Here is a 16,322-nt window from a genome sequence, read left to right as displayed (position 1 = left end):
TCGCACGCGGCCCTAGTCACGGCGTCGTCCCGGCGAAGGCCGGGACCCATACTCCGCGGCGGATGTTGTGAAGGGGACTCGTCGCTCCGGCGTCGCTCAATAATGACTGCCTGTGGTTATGGGTCCCGGCCTTCGCCGGGACGACGGCCGAATATGTGGCGTGCTCGTTCGTCGAAAATTTCCGAACAGGCCGGGCCGAACTGGCGCTAGTCTCTGGCGCGCAGCGGAGGGTTACGCCTTTGTCAGCATCAGCGGCACATCGCGAGATCAGCGGGAGGTTCGGCAGGACAATCGCCGTTGCAGTTGGACTTGCCCTGAGCCAGGCCGCGGGTGCAGCGCCGCCCGACAACCCTAATCCCGCGCTTGCCCCATGGTTTGAAAGCCTGAAGCAACCGGGCACCGGCGCGTCGTGCTGCTCGATTGCGGATTGCCGAACGGTCGAGTTCCGGCAGGACCGGGATGGCTACGAGGTATTGATCGATCGTCGCTGGAAGCTGTCGTCTCCATTCTGGCTGCGGGTCCCGCCGAACAGGATCATCGACAGAACCGACAACCCAACGAACCGCGCCGTGGTCTGTTTCACGCCTGAGGCCGGCATTCTCTGCTTCGTGCGTCCGGCCGAAAGCTAGTCGATGCCGTTGCGGCTTATCTTACACGACGATCGGTACGTCCCGTTCATCTGGCAAAATCGGGCTGCCAGTGGCGCAGTTCGCGGGCGGCATAGGTGACCGCGCCGATCGTCGTGTAGGACGGCGCCTCCAACATCATGTTGCGCGCGAGCTTGAGGCTGCGCGCCTCGCAGATCGCGCGCTGCTTCTCGTCCGCGATCCATTCGAAATCGATGTTGTGCGCGAGGCCGAGGATACGGCGTATGGTCTTGGCCGCGGCAAAACCGACCGTGTCCTGGAACAGCCGCGCCATGTAGGCCTGCCGTTCCGCCTCCAGCCGCGCAGCGCCTGCCTCGCTGTCGAATAGCGACGCCGGATAACCGTCGCCCCTCGCCTCGTTGCGCCACAGCTCGAGGAACTTTCGCGAAAACCCGGTCCAGACACCCTCGATGGTTTCCAGCAACCACGCCTCGAACGATGCGCGCTCGCCCACCGAGCGCTCGTGGCCGGCGGAGGCCAGATAGGCCATCAGCAGGTTTCCGATGACGGCACCGATATCGAAGCCCATCGGGCCATAGAATGCGAACTCGGGATCGATCACCTTCGTCTCGCTTTCGGTGACCATGATCGAGCCGGTATGCAGGTCGCCGTGCAGCAGCGCCTCCGGGCTCACCATGAACTTCAGCTTGAGCCGGGAGATCGCGACATGGAGGTCGAGGTCCTCGCGGAAGGCGGCCGCGGTCGCGTCGAGATAGGGCGAGGTCCAGCGGTTCTGCTCGGCGATGCGATAGGGGTCTGTGAAGATCAGGTCCTCGGTAATCTTGCAGAGCGCATGGTTGCCGGCAAATGCAGCGATCCCCTCTTTCTTCTCCGCCGCCGACAATGCGAGATCGGACGAGAAGAACAGCGTCTGTGCCAGGAAGGTCGAGATATCCTCGACAAAGCGCGGATAGCGCGTGGCTCCGATCAGCCCCTTACGCATGATGATGTGCGGCTCGAGCAGCTCCATCGCGGTGAGCGCAAGCGGCGCGTCGTGATGCAGCACCGCCGGCACGAGGCCCGGCGCCAACCGTGCCTGATGCACCAGTGCCAGATGTTCGTAGTGCGCCCGCGACAGCGGCAGCGGCCAGCTCTCGCCAACCAGTCGGACATAGGGCAGCGCTTGCTTGACGGCGATGCCGCCGCTGCCGCCCTTGACGATGAAGACGAGGTTGAGATTGCCGTCACCGACCTCGCTGACCGACCAGCCGGCCGGCGCGCCGCCGAGTTTCGCGACAATGGCCGGCAGCCCAGCGAGATAGTCCCGCAGATCGGCCTCGCGCAAGATTCGATACTGACCGGCCCCGGAGCTGCCGGGTTGCGCCTGCAGGTTCATGTGGCCCCTCCTTCGATTGCCTCGGGGCAAGGTTGATCCTCGCTCCCGTTCCGGGATCGCGCCGGTGTCGGCCTTCCACCCGGAAGGATCATAGTTGCAGCAAACGCGGCCGGCGGCCAGCGCATAGCCTGCGATGTTCCATTTCAATCCAACCGGTCCCCCTCATTTCTGAAACTTCATGTCAATGTATCCAGTCGTATCCCGCGGCGGAATGTCCGTGCGTGACGGGATTTGCGTCCCGTCACGCTGGATGTAACCTGCGGACGTCGAAACTTGTCGATCCGCAGCACAGGCATCGACCGCAAGCAAGTCGCACAATGACCGACGACACCGAGACCATTTCGCTGCGTCACACCATGGTCGATGGTGTCCAGCAGGACGACGACTATGAGGTGATCTGGCGCGGCCTCCCGGTGGGCAGGATCATGCGGCAGCAGGACAGCCGGCAATGGTGGTGGGGCTGCAACGTCTATGGCCGGCCACCAGCCAGCGGCGACAGAGGTCCTGCGATCGATTTCAAGGACGGTCAGGTCCGCTTCAAGCTGGCGTGGGGCCGGCTCAGGCCGACCCTGACCGACGAGCAGATCGCGGTCGCGACGCGCCACGCGGAAGGACTGCGGAAGCAGACGGCCGGACAAGCCGTGGCGGCCACGCCGGACGTGGTTCAGGTCATGCAAAACAACCGCGGGGCGCTCCGGCATCGCGTGCTCAAGCCCGGCTCAATTGAATTCAATGGTGGTGCCATCGACTGTGTGATCCGCAACATCTCGGAGACAGGAGCCGCGCTCGAAGTCACCAGTCCGGTCGGCATCCCAGAGACCTTCAACCTGGTGATCCCCAGCGATCACACCAACCGTCCATGCCGGGTCGCCTGGCGCCGGGAGCGCCGCATCGGGGTCAGGTTCACGTAATCCTCTGGCCCGTCACGCAATTCCTTCGAGCCGCGCCCTCGCTCGTAGCAAGCGCGAGCGAAGCGATACCCCGGGACAGTGTTCCCGCAGGTCACTTTGCTCACGTACGCTACTAGTCGGCTTGCAGGGTTCATCGATGTTCGTCGCCGTGTTCTCGGTCTTTGCCGCCAGTCGCAAGGACCCGCTTGTCGACATGATCGAGCGCGTGCACGCCGGCTTCCTTGCCGCCGGTCTGGGCGAGCCGACGGTACGCTTCAGGTTGTCCGATCCCCCGCCTAGCGCCGAGATCGCGGCCGTACAGGCGATAGCGGGGACGAAGCGCGTTTCCAGCATCGCTGGGGTGCTCAAGCGCTGGCCCGAACTGGAGCGCTTCGCGAGCACGGCCGGCTCGGTTGGCCCCGGCAGGGCCGAAATCCGCGTGATGTCGAACACGACCGCGACCGGCGCCGTCGAAGCGAGGCGATCTCCGGCCCTTCACCGGAGTGGTTCCGGCCGGACCAAACCTAGAACGGCATCCCCATCAGCTTCGACAGCCGCTCGACCGAAAGATAACCGGCATAATAGGCCCACATCGCGATCGCGAAGATCACCGCGGAGATCAGCGTGGTCCACAACAGCTTGCGGCCCATCCGCGCCAGAACCGGCGCGCCGGGATCGGTGCCGGGCGCGCCGCCCCCATCCTCGTGCTGGCTGCGTATGCCGAACGGCAGCGTCAGGAACAGCACGAGCCACCAAAGGACGAAGTAGACCGCAAGCCCGGTGGTGATCTGATACGCCATCGCCCTTAGGCCTGTTCGATCTCGACCAGAGCGCCGGAAAAGTCCTTCGGGTGGAAGAACAGCACCGGCTTGCCGTGCGCGCCGATCTTGGGTTGGCCGTCGCCGAGCACCCGTGCGCCCTCGGCGATCATGCGGTCGCGCGCCGCGATGATGTCGGGCACATCGTAGCAGACATGGTGGATGCCGCCGTCGGCGTTGCGCTCCACGAACTTGGCGATCGGCGAGGCCTCGCCGAGCGGCTCGATGAACTCGATCTTGGTGTTCGGAAGCGTCACGAACACGGTGATGACGCCATGTTCCGGCAGCGGCACGGCATCGGAAATCTCGGCGTTGAAAGCCGTGCCGTAGATCTTCGCGGCCTGCTTGGCGTCCTTCACCGCGATCGCGACGTGATTGAGCCGTCCCAGCATCTCTTTCTCCCTTGTCGAAGCGCGCGGTTCGAAGCCGCTTGTCAAACCGTCAAAACGTGCACGATGCAGATCGGCTTCTTGCCCCACTGCTCGCTCAGCGCGGAACGGACCGCGCGGCGCACCGATTCCCCCAGCGCATCGGGATCACGCCGCCGCGGCTTCGGCAGGCCCTCGATCGTCGCGACCACCACGTCGAACACGATGTCGTCGAGCAGCTCGCCGGCGGCATTGTTCTCCGGCATGCCGACGAGATCAACCTCGGGATCGTCGGCCATTTCGCCCTGCTGGGTCATCGCGATCGCGACGAAGGCGCAGCCGGCAAAGCCCATCCGCCGCCGCTCGACCACGGCGCGCGACTTGGAATCCTCCAGGATGGTTCCATCCTTATAGAGCCGGCCGGCCGGCACTTCGCCGACGATGCCGGGCTCGCCCGGCCCCAGCTTGACGAGGTCGCCGTTGCGGCAGGTCAGCACCTTGGGGACGCCGGCGGCGCGCGCCAGCTTGGCGTGCTCGGCGAGATGCAGCGCCTCACCATGCACCGGAATCAGGAGCTGCGGCCGTACCCAGGAGATCATGTCGCGCAGCTCGTCGCGGCGCGGATGGCCGGAGACGTGCACCAGGTGCTCGCGATCGGTGATGATCTCGACACCCTGCGTCACCAGCCCGTTGATGATGCTGCCGACCGCCTTCTCGTTACCGGGAATGGTGCGGGAGGAGAAGATCACGGTGTCGCCCTTGTTCAGGGTCACCTGCGGATGATCGTTGTTGGCGATCCGGGCCAGCGCGGCGCGGGGCTCGCCCTGGCTGCCGGTGCACAGCGCCAGCACCTTGTCGGCCGGGAAATGGCCGTAATAGTCGGTGCTGCGGAACTTGTGCGAGCCGTCGAGATAGCCGCATTCGCGCGCGACCTGCACCACACGCTCCATGGCGCGGCCGACTACGACCACCTCGCGGTCGGCCGCGTTCGCGGCGTCGACTACCGCCCTCACCCGGGCGACATTGGAGGCGAAGGTCGTGACCGCGACCCGGCCCTTGGCGGCCTTGACCAGCTTCTTGATGGTAGCGGCGACCTCGGTCTCCGAGGGCGAGCGCCCGTCGCGCACGGCATTGGTGGAATCGCCGACCAGCGCCAGCACGCCTTCGTCGCCGAGCTCCCGCAGCCGCCGCTCGTCGGTCGGCTGGCCGATCACCGGGGTCGGATCGATCTTCCAGTCGCCGGTGTGCAGCACGGTGCCGACGTCGGTCTTGATCGCCAGCGCGTGCGATTCCGGAATCGAATGCGCGACCGGAATGAATTCGACGTTGAACGGGCCGATATCGACCCGGCCGCCCGACGGGATCACGGTGATCGGGATCTTCGGCGGATTGCGCTCGGCGGCGCATTTGGCCTCGAACAGCGCCGCAGAGAACTGCGTCGCGTAGATCTTGCAGCCAAGCTTCGGCCAGAGGTCGATGATCGCGCCGAAATGATCCTCATGGGCGTGCGTCAGCACGAGGCCCATCAGGTTGTTGCGCTCCTTCTCCAGGAAGCGGACGTCCGGCATGATCAGATCGATGCCCGGCAGATGCTCCTCGTCGCCGAAGGAGACGCCGAGATCGACCGCGAGGAAGGAGCGCTGCTGGCGGTTGCCGAGGCCGTAGATCGACAAATTCATGCCGATCTCGCCGACGCCGCCGAGCGGTGCAAAGGTGAGTTCGTCGGGTCGCGCCATCAGTTCGCCCTCACCGAGGCTGCGGTGCCGAAATAGACCTCGCCGGCCGTCACGGGCATGCGCTGTCCATCAGCGGTGCGGACGATCAGGCAGCCGGTATCGTCGATCGTATCAAAGATGCCTTCGAGGGTCGCCGAGCCGGTCTGGACCGCGACCTTCTCGCCGAGCCCGGCGGCACGCTCCAGCCACAGCCTGCGGATCTCGGGAAAGCCGCGGCCGTCGTCCCAGATGCCGCGAAACTCGACCCAGGCGTCCGACAGCGCGGCGAACAGCTCCTCCGCGCCGATCTGGATGCCGAGCGCCGCGAGCGACACCGCCGGCGTCGGCGTGCCCTCGGGCGCCGCGACGACGTTGGTGCCGATGCCGACCACGACCGCCAGCCGGCTGCCGATGGCTTCGGCCTCGAGCAGGATGCCCGACAGCTTGTTGCCGTTGGCCAGCACGTCGTTCGGCCATTTCAGGGTGAATTTGGGGCTATCAGGCCCGAGCCGAAGCGCCGCCTCGATACCGACCTTCCGGAGCGCGGCGTCGAGCGACAGGCCGGCGGCAAAGCCGAGGGTGGCGGCAACCGCCGGCTGAACGTCGGTCACCTCGAGGATGCTGCTGGCGAGATTGCCGGGCGGCGCGACCCAGACCCGCTGGCGGCGGCCGCGGCCCGCGGTCTGCTCCGGCGTCACGAACCACATCGGCCCTTGCTCGCCGTCGCGGGCGCGCAGCATCGCTTCGGCATTGGTGGAGCCGATCTGGTCGAAGGTGGCAAGCTTATGGCCCGCCGCGATGGCCCGAGGTCCGAGCGTGAACGTCATGTCGGACTTATGCGCATGATCCGTTCCGAAAGCCAGCATCCTGTTCCGGAACCATGCGCGTTAAAATAGCGATTTCGCCGCCGCCGTCGCCACGCTGACGAGCGGGCCCGGATAGGCGAAGAAGAAGATGTTGAAGATGCCGGCGACCGCCAGCACGGTGCGCAGCTCGACGCGAACCGGGTCGAGCTTGCCGAGCGGCTGGTCGAAATACATCACCTTGACGATCGACAGATAGTAGAACGCACCCACCACGCTGGTCAGCACGCCGATCACCGCCAGCGTGAACAGGTTGGCCTTGATCGCAGCGACGAACACATACCACTTGCCGAAGAAGCCGGCGAGCGGCGGGACGCCGGCCAGCGAGAACAGCAGCATCGCGAAGATAAACGCGATCAGCGGGTTGGTGCGCGAAAGCCCGGCGAAATCGCTGATCTGCTCCAGCGGCTGGCCGTTGCGCTTCATCGCCAGGATGATCGAGAAGGAGCCGAGCGTCATCGCGACATAGATCGCGATGTAGATGAGCACGCCCTGCGCGCCCTCGACGGTGCCGGAGGCAAGCCCGACCAGCGCAAAGCCCATATGGCCGATCGACGAATAGGCCATCAGGCGCTTGATGTTGGTCTGGCCGATCGCGGCGAACGAGCCCAGCGCCATCGAGGCGATCGCCACGAACACCAGGATCTGCTGCCACTGGCTGACGATGCCCGGGAATGCGGTCAGCGTCGCACGGGTGAACACCGCGAGCGCGGCGACCTTCGGAGCGGACGCGAAGAATGCCGTCACCGGCGTCGGCGCTCCCTCATAGACGTCGGGCGTCCACATGTGGAACGGCACCGCCGAGACCTTGAAGCAGAGCCCGGCGAGCAGGAACACCAGGCCGAACACGATGCCGATGCTGCCGGTGGTGGCGGCGGCCGCGATGCCGGCGAACGAGACCGTGCCGGTGAAACCGTAGATCAGCGAAGCACCGTACAGCAGCATGCCCGACGACAGCGCGCCGAGCACGAAATACTTCAGGCCGGCCTCGCTCGACTTGGCATTGTCGCGCTGGCTGGCGGCAACGACATAGAGCGCAAGGCTCATCAGCTCGAGGCCGAGGTAGAGCGCGATCAGGTCGCCGGCCGAGATCAGTACCATCATGCCGAGCGTCGAGAGCAGCACCAGGATCGAGAACTCGAAGGTACGGCTCGACGGCTGGGACAGGTACTCGGTCGACAGGATTAGCGTCGCCGCCGATGCGATCAAAGCGAGGACCTTCAGGAAGCGGGCGAAGTCGTCGACGATGAAGCTGCCGCCGAAGGTCACGAGCTTGCCGGCAGGCAGCCAGAGCTCCAATGCGCCGGTCACGACCAGCAGCAGCACCGCGAGCGTGGTGACGAGGCGCGTCGTCCCCTGCCCGCGATAGGCTCCGATCATCAACAGCACCATGGCGCCGACCGCGAGCACCAGCTCCGGCAGCACCGGCTGCAACTGATAACCTGCACTGGAAAAGCTCATGACGAGGGCCTTACTGGACGGTCAGCGCGGCTGCCTTTACGGCAGTCACGGCGGTTTGGTAATTGTTGACGAGCTGCTGGACCGAGGCGGCCGACATATCGAGCACCGGCTTCGGATAGACGCCGAATAGGATGGTCAGCGCGATCAGCGGGAACAGTGTCACGCATTCGCGGAAGGTGAGATCTTTAATCGACATCAAGGACGGCTTGACCAGCGCGCCGAACACCACCTTGCGGTAGAGCCAGAGCGCGTAGCAGGCCGAAAGGATCACGCCCGTGGTGGCGAAGAACGCCGTCGGCAGCGAGATCTTGAAGGTGCCGAGCAGCGTCATGAACTCGCCGACGAAGCCGCTGGTGCCGGGCAGACCGACATTGGCCATGGTGAAGACCATGAAGGTCATCGCGTACAGCGGCATCCGGTTGACGAGGCCGCCATAGGCCGCGATCTCACGGGTGTGCATGCGGTCATAGACCACGCCGACGCAGAGGAACAGCGCGCCGGAGACGATGCCGTGCGAGACCATCTGGAACATTCCGCCGGCGACGCCCTGGGTGGTCACGGCGAAGATGCCCATGGTGACGAAGCCCATATGCGCGACCGAGGAGTACGCGATCAGCTTCTTCATGTCCTCCTGCATCATCGCAACCAGCGAGGTGTAGATGATGGCGATGACGGACAGCGTGAACACGAACGGCGCGAAGTCGTGGCTGGCCAGCGGGAACATCGGCAGCGAGAAGCGCAGGAAGCCGTAGCCACCCATCTTCAGGAGGATCGCGGCCAGGATCACCGAGCCCGCCGTCGGCGCCTCCACGTGCGCGTCAGGCAGCCAGGTGTGCACCGGCCACATCGGCATCTTCACCGCGAACGAGGCGAAGAAGGCGAGCCACGCCCAGGTCTGCAACGATCGCGGCACCGCGGTGTGCATCAGGGTCGGGATGTCGGTGGTGCCGGCGTTCCAGTACAGCGCCATGATGGCGAGCAGCATCAGGACCGAGCCGAGGAACGTATAGAGGAAGAACTTGAACGACGCGTAGACCCGGCGCGGGCCGCCCCAGACGCCGATGATCAGGAACATCGGAATCAGGCCGCCCTCGAAGAACAGATAGAACAGCACGAGATCGAGCGCCGAGAAGGTGCCGACCATCAGCGTTTCCAGGATCAGGAACGCCATCATGTATTCGCCGACGCGCTGCGTCACCGACTTCCAGCTCGCGATGATGCAGAGCGGCATGATCGCGGTGGTCAGGATGATCAGCGGCAGCGAGATGCCGTCGACCCCCATGTGGTAGGTGATGCCGGTCGCAAGCCAGGACGCCTTCTCGACGAACTGGAAGTCGGTCGAGGCCGGGTCGAACCGCGCCACCAGGATCAGCGACACCGCGAAGGTGATCAGCGTGGTCCACAGCGCGATCCAGCGCGCCGTGCGGTTGGCGGTCTCGTCGCCGCCCCGCGCCAGCAAATAGACCAGGATCGCACCGACCGCCGGCAGGAAGGTCGTAACGGAAAGGATAGGCCAGGTTGTCATTTACTGGCCTCCCAAGCCGAACATGAACCAGGTGATCAATCCGGCCGCCCCGATCAGCATCGCGAACGCGTAGTGATAGAGGTAGCCGGTCTGCAACTTCACGACATTGCGGGTGACATCGAGCACGCGGGCCGAGACACCATCGGGACCGAAGCCGTCGATGATGTAGCCGTCGCCCTTCTTCCACAGCGTGTAGCCGAGCCACTTCGCCGGACGCACGAAGATCCAGTCGTACAGCTCGTCGAAGTACCATTTGTTGAGCAGGAACTGGTACAGCATCGGCTGCTGGTTCGCGAGTTCGACCGGCAGATACGGCCTGCGGATGTAGAACAGATACGAGACGAACAGGCCGAGCGCCATCATGACGGTGGGCAGCGGCGCGAGCCAGCTCGGCATATGCTCCATGTCCTCGAGGATGTGCGGGTTCATCTTCAGGGATTCGCGGAAAAACTCCTCGACGCCGTGCGGACTGGCGAACACTTCCTTGAACGGCAGGCCGGCCAGGATCGAGCCGGCGGCGAGCACGCCGATCGGCACCAGCATCCAGAGCGGGCTCTCATGCGCGGCCTCGTAATGCTTCTGGTCGTGAGGCTCGCCGAAGAAGGTCTTGAAGATCAGGCGCCAGGAGTAGAACGAGGTCAGGCCGGCAGCCACGATCGTCAGCAGATAGGCGTAGGTCGCGAACGGGTTGTGCGCGGCATACGCCGCTTCGATGATCGCGTCCTTGGAGAAGTAGCCAGCGAACAGCGGAAAGCCGGTCAGCGCCAGGGTACCTATGCACATCACCGCGAAAGTGTACGGGATCTTGCGCCACAGGCCGCCCATGTTGCGGATGTCCTGCTCGTGGTGCATCGCGTAGATCACCGAGCCTGACCCTAAGAACAGCAGCGCCTTGAAGAAGGCGTGCGTGAACAAATGGAACATGCCAACCGAATAGGCCCCTGCTCCCATCGCCACGAACATGTAGCCGAGCTGCGAACAGGTCGAATACGCGACGATGCGCTTGATGTCGTTCTGCACGAGGCCGATCGTGGCGGCGAAGAACGCCGTGGTCGCGCCGAAGAACATCACCACCGCCTGCGCGGTCGGCGACAGTTCGAACAGCGGCGACAGCCGCGCCACCATGAAGACGCCGGCGGTGACCATGGTCGCGGCGTGGATCAGCGCCGACACCGGAGTCGGGCCTTCCATGGCGTCCGGCAACCAGGTGTGCAGCAGGAACTGGGCTGACTTACCCATCGCGCCCATGAACAGGAACAGGCAAGTCAGGGTCAGCGCATCGACCTGATGGCCAAAGAAGTTGATGGTCTTGCCGGTGAGGCCGGGAGCTGCGTGGAAGATGGTCTCGAAATCGGTCGAGCCGACCAGCGCGAAGATCGCGAAGATGCCGAGCGCGAAGCCGAAGTCGCCGACGCGGTTGACCACGAAGGCCTTGATCGCCGCCGCATTCGCCGACGGCTTCTGATACCAGAAACCGATCAGCAGGTAGCTCGCGAGACCGACGCCCTCCCAGCCGAAGAACAGCTGCACGAGGTTGTCCGAGGTCACCAGCATCAGCATCGCGAAGGTGAACAGCGAGAGATAGCCGAAGAAGCGCGGCCGGTTCGGATCCTCGTCCATGTAGCCGATGGAATAGAGGTGGACGAGTGCCGACACCGTGTTGACCACGACCAGCATCACGGCGGTCAGCGTGTCGACCCGCAGCGTCCAGGCCACCTGCAGGTCACCCGAAGTGATCCAGGGCAGCAGCACGACGCGTGCGTCATGGTGCATGAAGCCGACATCGACCAGCGTGAACCAGGACAGCGCGGCCGAGACGAACAACAGGCCGGTGGTGATCAGTTCGGCCAGCCGGGAGCCCGCCGCCGGCGGCTCGGAGACGTGGTGGTCGTCATGGCCGTGATCGTCATGGGCCGCCGAGGCATGAGCATCGGCAGCATGGGCGTCGCCATGCGCATCGTCGTGATGGTCGATGGTGTCGCCGCTCGGGCAGCGCGCATGCGCGCCGGTCAGGGCGATGATGCCTGCGAGGATCGCGCCCAGCAGAGGCAGGAAGACGATTGCCTGGATCATTTGCCGGACTAGCCCTTCATCAGATTGACGTCTTCAACCGCGATCGAACCGCGGTTGCGGAAATACACCACCAGCACGGCGAGGCCGATCGCGGCCTCGGCCGCCGCCACGGTCAGCACCAGCAGCGCGAACACCTGGCCGACGATGTCGCCGAGGAAGGTCGAGAACGCCACCAGGTTGATGTTGACTGAGAGCAGGATCAGCTCGATCGACATCAGGATCACGATGATGTTCTTGCGGTTGAGGAAGATGCCGAGGATCCCGAGCGTGAACAGGATCGCGGCGACCGCGAGATAGTGCCCCAGCCCGATCGTCATTTCACCCACTCCGCCGCATCGGCATCCTGCAGGCCCTGCCCCGACGCCACCTTGCGCATCGCCATCGCCATCTCCGGCGTGCGCGCGTTCTGCACGTTGATGTTCTGCCGCTTGACGTTGGCCTTGTGGCGCAGCGTCAGCACGATGGCGCCGATCATCGCGACCAGCAGCACCATGCCGGCGAGCTGGAAGTAATGGATGTACTTCGTGTAGAGCACGAGACCGAGCGCCTCGGTGTTGCTCACATTGGTCGGAATCGCGGCGGTGATCGTCTTCGTCACCTGCGGGTTGATCACCCAGGCGCCGACCACCAGCAGCAGCTCGAACAGGAAGATGCCGCCGATCACGATGCCAATAGGCAGATACTGGATGAAGCCCTCGCGCAGCTCGACGAAATCGACGTCGAGCATCATGATCACGAACAGGAACAGCACCGCCACCGCGCCGACATAGACGACGATCAGCATCATCCCGAGGAACTCGGCGCCCATCAGGATGAACAGCCCGGCCGCGTTGACGAAGGCCAGGATCAGGAACAGCACGGAGTGCACGGGATTGCGCGAGACAATCACCATGACCGCCGAGGCCACGCAGACCGCGGCAAACAGATAGAAGAACAGCGCCGGAAGGATCATGCCCTCACCTCACCGGTACGGCGCGTCGAGCGCGATCGACTTCGCAATCTCGCGCTCCCAGCGGTCGCCATTGGCGAGCAGCTTGGCCTTGTCATAGTACAGTTCCTCGCGGGTCTCGGTCGCGAATTCGAAATTCGGTCCCTCGACGATGGCGTCGACCGGGCAGGCCTCCTGGCACAGGCCGCAATAGATGCACTTCACCATGTCGATGTCGTAACGCACCGTGCGGCGGGTGCCGTCGTTGCGGCGCGGGCCGGCCTCGATCGTGATCGCCTGCGCCGGGCAGATCGCCTCGCACAGCTTGCAGGCGATGCAGCGCTCTTCGCCGTTCGGATAGCGGCGCAGCGCGTGCTCGCCGCGGAAGCGCGGCGAGATCGGCCCCTTCTCGAACGGATAGTTCAGCGTCGGCTTCGGCTGAAAGAAATAGCGCATCGCCAGGAAGAACGCCGAGACGAATTCCGAGAGCAAAAGCGAGCGGGCAGTTGCGTTGACATTGACACTCATGACGGCCTCACTTCGGCGCGATGCCGGCGAACTGCAGCACGCCGGCCACGATCACCACCATCGCCAGCGACAGCGGCAGGAAGACCTTCCAGCCGAGCCGCATCAGTTGATCGTAGCGGTAGCGCGGCACGATCGCCTTCGCCATCGCGAACATGAAGAACATGAAGAACACCTTGAGAGCGAACCAGACGATGCCCGGAATCCAGGTGAACGGCGGCAGATTGACCGGCGGCAGCCAGCCGCCCAGGAACAGGATCGACGCCAGCGCGCACATCGTGGTGATCGCGACGTACTCGCCGAGCATGAACAGCAGATACGGCGTCGAGCCGTATTCGGTCATGAAGCCGGCGACCAACTCGGATTCGGCTTCGACCAGGTCGAACGGCGGACGGTTGGTTTCCGCCAGCGCCGAGACGTAGAACACCACGAACATCGGGAACAGCGGCCACACATACCAGTTCAGGATGGTGAGCTGCGGCAGGCCGATCAGGTGCGCAAGACCGCGGGTATTCTGCGCTTCGACCACCGCCGAGAGATTCAGCGAACCGACGCAGAGCAGCACGGTGATGATGACGAAGCCGATCGAGACCTCGTAGGACACCATCTGCGCCGCCGAGCGCAGCGCGGCCAGGAACGGATACTTCGAGTTCGACGACCAGCCGGCCATGATGATGCCGTAGATCGACAGCGACGAGATCGCGAAGATGTAGAGAATGCCGACATTGATGTCGGAGATCACCCAGCCGAGATCGAACGGGATCACGGCCCAGGCGGCCAGCGCCAGGATGCACGACACCAGCGGCGCCAGCAGGAACACGCCCTTGTTGGAGCCGGACGGGATCACCGGCTCCTTCAGCACGAATTTCAGCAGGTCGGCGAAGGATTGCAGCAGTCCGAAAGGGCCGACCACGTTGGGGCCGCGGCGGATCTGCACCGCCGCCCAGATCTTGCGGTCGGCGAGCAGGATGTAGGCGATCGCGATCAGCAGCACGACGAGCAGCAACAGGCTCTCCGCGACCATGATGATCAGCGGCCAGAGGAAGCCGGTCCAGAACGCGCTTGCGAAGAATTCAGCCATCAGGTCACGCTCACTCCGCTGCCGTCAGCATTCGGCCCGACGCCAGCCGCGAGCATTCCGCCATCACGGCAGAGGCCCGCGCAATCGGGTTGGTCAGATAGAAGTCCTCGACAGTCGGCTTGAACGCCGCCTTGTCGACGCTGCCGCCCTTATCGGCCAGCGCCTTGACGTCGTCGGCCTTGCCGGCCTCGATCTGGTCGAGCCGCATCAGATGCGGCGAGGTCTTGAACATCGCCTGGCGCAGCGCCTGCAGCGAGTCGAACGGCAGCTTCTTGCCGAGCACGTCGGACAGCGCGCGGATGATCGCCCAGTCCTCGCGGGCCTCACCCGGCGGGAACGCGGCGCGGTTGGCGATCTGCGCCCGGCCCTCGGTGTTGACGTAGATGCCGGACTTCTCGGTATAGGCCGCGCCCGGCAGGATGACGTCGGCGCGGTGCGCGCCCTGGTCGCCATGGGTGCCGATATAGACGACGAAGGTGCCGTCCGGCACCTTGATCTCGTCGGCGCCGAGCAGGAACAACACGTCGAGCGTGCCGAAAGTCGTCATCTGCACAGTAGTCAGCCCGCCCGCCGAAGGCGAGAAGCCGATATCGAGCGCGCCGGTACGCGAGGCGGTGTCCTGCAACACGGCGAAGCCGTTCCAGCCGTCCTTCAGCGCGCCGACGTCGACGGCGAGCTTGGCGGCCTGGGCCAGCACCGCGGCGCCGTCATGCCTGGTGTAGGCGCCGGCGCCGACCAGGATGATCGGATGCTGTGCGTTCTTGAGCACGTCGGCAAACGAATGCTTGCCGGCCGCGAGATCGGCGAGCGTGTCGGTGCCCGCGCCGAGATAATCGTGGTCGTAGGTGAAATCGGACTTCGCGCCGATCAGGCCGACCTTGAGCCCACCGGTGCGCCAGCGCTTGCGGATCCGCGCGTTCAGCACCGCGGCTTCCTTGCGCGGATGCGAGCCGATGATCAGGATCGCGTCGGCCTGGTCGATGCCGGCAATGGTCGGGTTGAAGATATAGGAGCCGCGGCCGGCCTTGGCGTCGAACGCGTCGCCGCCCTGCACGGCCAGATTGACCGAGCCGAACTTCGCCAGCAGCTCCTTCAGTGCATACATTTCATCGACCGCGGCGAGATCGCCGGCGATCGCGCCGATCCGCTTGCCGTCCGTGCGGCCGGCCTTGGCGGCGATGGCGGCAAAGGCTTCCTGCCAGCTCGCAGGCCTGAGCTGGCCGTTCTCACGCACATAGGGCCGATCGAGGCGCTGCGTGCGCAGACCGTCGACGACGTGGCGGGTCTTGTCGGAGATCCACTCCTCGTTCACGGCCTCGTTGATGCGGGGCAGGATGCGCATCACCTCGCGGCCGCGGGTATCGACCCGGATCGCCGAGCCGACGCCGTCCATGACGTCGACCGACTGCGTCTTGCCGAGCTCCCAGGGCCGCGCTGCGAATGCATAGGGCTTCGAGGTCAGCGCACCGACCGGGCAGATGTCGACCAGGTTACCCTGCAGCTCCGAGCTCAGCGCATGCTCCAGATAGGTGGTGATCTCCATGTCCTCGCCGCGCCCGGTCGCACCCATTTCCGGGGCGCCGCAGACTTCGGCAGAGAAGCGAACGCAGCGCGTGCACTGGATACAGCGGTTCATCGAGGTCTTGACCAGCGCGCCGAGATACTTGTCCTCGACGGCGCGCTTGTTCTCGGCGAAGCGGCTGGTGTCGACGCCGTAGCCCATCGCCTGGTCCTGCAGATCGCACTCGCCGCCCTGGTCGCAGATCGGGCAGTCCAGCGGATGGTTGATCAGCAGGAACTCCATCACGCCTTCGCGCGCCTTCTTCACCATCGGCGAGCGAGTCGATATCTCCGGCGGCTCGCCCTTCGGGCCTGGACGGCAGTCGCGCACGGCCCAGGCGCAGCTCGCGACCGGCTTCGGGCCGCCTTTCACCTCGACCAGGCACATCCGGCAGTTGCCGGCGATCGACAGCCGCTCGTGATAGCAGAAGCGCGGAATCTCGGCGCCCGCCGCCTCGCACGCCTGCAACAGCGTGTACTCCGGCGGCACATCGATCTCTTTGCCATCGACGATGATCTTGCTCATGTCTCT

Annotated in this window: 15 protein-coding genes; 2 read left to right on the top strand and 13 right to left on the bottom strand. The window is 64.9% G+C overall.

What is annotated here, in order from left to right; all coding sequences use genetic code 11:
- Nucleotides 1–239 precede the first annotated feature (239 nt).
- On the top strand, nt 240–629 hold the full coding sequence (locus ACTUWL_RS32750) for a hypothetical protein (protein ID WP_291738923.1): 390 nt from the start codon (nt 240–242) through the stop codon (nt 627–629).
- A gap of 46 nt (nt 630–675) precedes the next feature.
- Here ACTUWL_RS32750 and mtnK read toward each other — a convergent pair whose 3' ends face one another.
- Complete coding sequence (gene mtnK / locus ACTUWL_RS32745) at nt 676–1,983, bottom strand: S-methyl-5-thioribose kinase (protein ID WP_021079184.1); 1,308 nt, start codon at nt 1,981–1,983, stop codon at nt 676–678.
- 671 nt (nt 1,984–2,654) lie between these two features.
- Here mtnK and ACTUWL_RS32740 point away from each other — a divergent pair.
- Nucleotides 2,655–2,894 carry a PilZ domain-containing protein gene (locus tag ACTUWL_RS32740; protein ID WP_035651631.1) on the top strand — a complete coding sequence of 80 codons (240 nt, stop codon included), beginning with the start codon at nt 2,655–2,657 and terminating at the stop codon, nt 2,892–2,894.
- A 503-nt stretch (nt 2,895–3,397) separates the two neighbouring features.
- On the opposite strand, the gene ACTUWL_RS32735 is transcribed toward ACTUWL_RS32740, so the two are convergent.
- The 12 genes from ACTUWL_RS32735 to nuoG are packed head-to-tail and all read right to left on the bottom strand — an operon-like array spanning nt 3,398 to nt 16,316.
- Nucleotides 3,398–3,673, bottom strand: a complete 276-nt coding sequence (locus ACTUWL_RS32735) for a DUF1467 family protein (RefSeq protein WP_021079182.1) — start codon at nt 3,671–3,673, stop codon at nt 3,398–3,400.
- A 5-nt stretch (nt 3,674–3,678) separates the two neighbouring features.
- Nucleotides 3,679–4,083, bottom strand: coding sequence for a methylmalonyl-CoA epimerase (gene mce / locus ACTUWL_RS32730; RefSeq protein ID WP_016841811.1), 405 nt, complete (start codon nt 4,081–4,083; stop codon nt 3,679–3,681).
- Between the two features lie 41 nt (nt 4,084–4,124).
- On the bottom strand, nt 4,125–5,795 hold the full coding sequence (locus tag ACTUWL_RS32725; RefSeq protein WP_021079181.1) for a ribonuclease J: 1,671 nt from the start codon (nt 5,793–5,795) through the stop codon (nt 4,125–4,127).
- Nucleotides 5,795–6,601 carry a biotin--[acetyl-CoA-carboxylase] ligase gene (locus tag ACTUWL_RS32720; RefSeq protein ID WP_035651629.1) on the bottom strand — a complete coding sequence of 269 codons (807 nt, stop codon included), beginning with the start codon at nt 6,599–6,601 and terminating at the stop codon, nt 5,795–5,797. The genes ACTUWL_RS32725 and ACTUWL_RS32720 overlap by 1 nt, the downstream gene beginning before the upstream one ends.
- A gap of 60 nt (nt 6,602–6,661) precedes the next feature.
- The gene (gene nuoN / locus ACTUWL_RS32715; protein ID WP_021079179.1) at nt 6,662–8,098 is read right to left on the bottom strand and encodes an NADH-quinone oxidoreductase subunit NuoN; all 1,437 of its coding nucleotides are present in this window, start codon (nt 8,096–8,098) and stop codon (nt 6,662–6,664) included.
- 10 nt (nt 8,099–8,108) lie between these two features.
- Nucleotides 8,109–9,623, bottom strand: a complete 1,515-nt coding sequence (locus tag ACTUWL_RS32710) for an NADH-quinone oxidoreductase subunit M (RefSeq protein WP_021079178.1) — start codon at nt 9,621–9,623, stop codon at nt 8,109–8,111.
- Entirely contained in the window at nt 9,624–11,696 is a 2,073-nt protein-coding gene (gene nuoL / locus ACTUWL_RS32705) for an NADH-quinone oxidoreductase subunit L (protein WP_021079177.1), read from the bottom strand. It abuts the gene before it with no gap.
- An 8-nt stretch (nt 11,697–11,704) separates the two neighbouring features.
- On the bottom strand, nt 11,705–12,013 hold the full coding sequence (nuoK, locus tag ACTUWL_RS32700; protein WP_016841823.1) for an NADH-quinone oxidoreductase subunit NuoK: 309 nt from the start codon (nt 12,011–12,013) through the stop codon (nt 11,705–11,707).
- Complete coding sequence (locus ACTUWL_RS32695) at nt 12,010–12,648, bottom strand: NADH-quinone oxidoreductase subunit J (protein ID WP_021079176.1); 639 nt, start codon at nt 12,646–12,648, stop codon at nt 12,010–12,012. The genes nuoK and ACTUWL_RS32695 overlap by 4 nt, the downstream gene beginning before the upstream one ends.
- A gap of 9 nt (nt 12,649–12,657) precedes the next feature.
- The gene (nuoI, locus tag ACTUWL_RS32690) at nt 12,658–13,152 is read right to left on the bottom strand and encodes an NADH-quinone oxidoreductase subunit NuoI (protein ID WP_018271854.1); all 495 of its coding nucleotides are present in this window, start codon (nt 13,150–13,152) and stop codon (nt 12,658–12,660) included.
- Between the two features lie 7 nt (nt 13,153–13,159).
- A complete protein-coding gene (gene nuoH / locus ACTUWL_RS32685; RefSeq protein WP_021079175.1) occupies nt 13,160–14,230 on the bottom strand; it encodes an NADH-quinone oxidoreductase subunit NuoH in 1,071 nt (356 codons plus the stop codon).
- Between the two features lie 10 nt (nt 14,231–14,240).
- Entirely contained in the window at nt 14,241–16,316 is a 2,076-nt protein-coding gene (nuoG, locus tag ACTUWL_RS32680; RefSeq protein ID WP_021079174.1) for an NADH-quinone oxidoreductase subunit NuoG, read from the bottom strand.
- Nucleotides 16,317–16,322 lie beyond the last annotated feature (6 nt).

The organism is Bradyrhizobium sp. WCU1 (assembly GCF_053474805.1).
This window is presented reverse-complemented; position numbering and strand designations above follow the sequence as displayed.